Raw genomic sequence first — 1,890 nt, 5'->3', positions numbered from 1 at the left:
GCTGTATGATGATCCGTGTGATGGGAAATCCCCCGCCGGAGGAGGTATAGCAGGCCCGGCCGGATGGGGAAATCGGAGGGTTTGATGCAAATCGCGGAAGAGGTCCGCGGCGACGTGACGATCCTGCGCCCGGTGGGGCCGATCGACAGCGCCGCCGCCCCCCGGTTCGAGGCGCGGCTGTTCGCAGCGCTGGCCCCCGCCACCGCGGACGCCGCCTCGGACGAGCCCGCAAGAACGCCGGCCGGGCTGGTGCTCGACCTGTCGGCGGTGACGCAACTGACCCCGGCGGGGCTGCGCTCGCTGCTGCTGGCGGTGCGGCAGGCGCGGCCGGGCGCTGGAAACGCGGGTGGGCGGTCCGGCGGGCGGATCGTGCTGGCGGCGGTGCCCGGCCCGATCCGCGGCGTGCTGGAAGAGGCCGGGCTGGCGGCGCTGCTGGAAAGCCACGGCGACCTCGACGCCGCCGTGCGCGCCGCCTCACGACAATGAACTAATCCATATTGCGAAGACTGGAATCATAGAGCTGCTGCGCCAGGATAGTCTTCAGCAGGGCCTCGACGGTAACGCTCATGTAGCGCGCCTGCTGTTCCAGACGCCGATAGACGTCGAGCGGCAGATCAAGCGTCACGTTGACCCTGCTGGCGTGGGGAAACTCGGCCATATCCCCTCTCCATCTCTGTGAACCGCGTCACGCGACGCCGGGTCACAGACGATAAGACTCCCCTCGGGCGCGGTCCATGGCGCAGTCCGCGAAGCGCGCTGTGCGGTTGCGCCGGACCGTTCCCCCAATTTGGAGCCCGTCAGGCCGCGGCGCGCAGCGCCCCATGGACCTCCGCCAGGATCTCGTAGGAGCGCACCCGCGCCGCGTGATCGTGGATGGCCGAGGCCACCATGATCTCGTCGGCCCCGGTTTCGGCGAGGAAGGAGTCCAGCCCGCGCCGCACCGTCTCCGCCGAGCCGACGAAGGAACAGGACAGCATGTTCATCGCCTGCGCCTTCTCCAGCGGCGACCAGAAGCTCTCGATGTCGTCGATGGGCGGCGGCAATTGGCCGCGGGTGCCGCGGATCAGACGGGCGAAGCTCTGCTGGGCGGAGGTGAAGAGGCGGCGCGCCTCCGCGTCGGTCTCGGCGGCGACGACGTTCACCCCGACCATGGCGTGGGGCCGGTCGAGTTGCGCTGAGGGGGTGAAGTTCTCCCGGTAGACCCGCAACGCCCGCATCAGCGCGTCCGGCGCGAAGTGCGAGGCGAAGGCGTAGGGCAGGCCGAAGGCCGCCGCCAGCTGCGCGCCGAACAGGCTGGAGCCGAGAATCCACAGCGGCACGTTCGACCCGGCGCCGGGCACCGCCTGCACCCGCTGGCCCGGCTGGACGGGGCCGAGCAGGGCCTGAAGCTCCAGCACGTCCTGCGGGAACTGCTCCGCCACCGACGGGTCGCGGCGCAGGGCGCGCAGCGTCATCTGGTCGGTGCCGGGCGCCCGGCCCAGGCCGAGGTCGATGCGGCCGGGGAACAGCGCCTCCAGCGTGCCGAACTGCTCGGCGATGACCAGCGGCGAGTGGTTGGGCAGCATGATGCCGCCGGCGCCGACGCGGATGGTCGCGGTGCCCGCCGCCACATGGCCGATGACGACGGAGGTCGCGGCGCTGGCGATGCCGGTCATGTTGTGGTGCTCGGCCAGCCAGTAGCGGCGGTAGCCCAGCCGCTCGGCGTGGCGTGCGAGGTCCAGCGTGTTGCGCAGCGCGTCGCCCGGCGTGCTGCCTTCCGGCACCGGGGCGAGGTCGAGGACGGAGAGGGGCGAGCGGGAGGTGTCGTCGGTCGGCATGAGGGGGGTATCCAATGAAACGGGACGATCGGGGGAGGTGCAGGCTGTGTGAACCTTGGCCCCCTCCCCAACC

The 1,890-nt window shown here is 71.2% G+C and carries 3 protein-coding genes; 1 reads left to right on the top strand and 2 read right to left on the bottom strand.

Annotation, left to right across the window (positions count from 1 at the left end; genetic code table 11):
• The first annotated feature begins 84 nt into the window (after positions 1-84).
• Positions 85-486, top strand: coding sequence for an STAS domain-containing protein (locus GBZ26_RS29055; RefSeq protein WP_174441753.1), 402 nt, complete (start codon positions 85-87; stop codon positions 484-486).
• Between the two features lies 1 nt (position 487).
• On the opposite strand, the gene GBZ26_RS29050 is transcribed toward GBZ26_RS29055, so the two are convergent.
• Together GBZ26_RS29050 and GBZ26_RS29045 are read right to left on the bottom strand one after the other, a co-directional pair.
• Positions 488-658, bottom strand: a complete 171-nt coding sequence (locus GBZ26_RS29050; RefSeq protein WP_014239127.1) for a hypothetical protein — start codon at positions 656-658, stop codon at positions 488-490.
• A 139-nt stretch (positions 659-797) separates the two neighbouring features.
• Positions 798-1,817: an LLM class flavin-dependent oxidoreductase gene (locus tag GBZ26_RS29045; RefSeq protein WP_174441752.1), complete on the bottom strand. Its 1,020-nt coding sequence runs from the start codon at positions 1,815-1,817 to the stop codon at positions 798-800.
• Positions 1,818-1,890 lie beyond the last annotated feature (73 nt).

It is taken from the genome of Azospirillum formosense (genome assembly GCF_013340925.1).
Taxonomy (GTDB): Bacteria; Pseudomonadota; Alphaproteobacteria; order Azospirillales; family Azospirillaceae; genus Azospirillum; species Azospirillum formosense.
This window is presented reverse-complemented; position numbering and strand designations above follow the sequence as displayed.

Coding starts and splice junctions, on each gene's coding strand:
- GBZ26_RS29045 (WP_174441752.1), bottom strand. CDS start 1,817: ATGCCGACCGACGACACCTCCCGCTCGCCCCTCTCCGTCCTCGACCTC.
- GBZ26_RS29055 (WP_174441753.1), top strand. CDS start 85: ATGCAAATCGCGGAAGAGGTCCGCGGCGACGTGACGATCCTGCGCCCG.
- GBZ26_RS29050 (WP_014239127.1), bottom strand. CDS start 658: ATGGCCGAGTTTCCCCACGCCAGCAGGGTCAACGTGACGCTTGATCTG.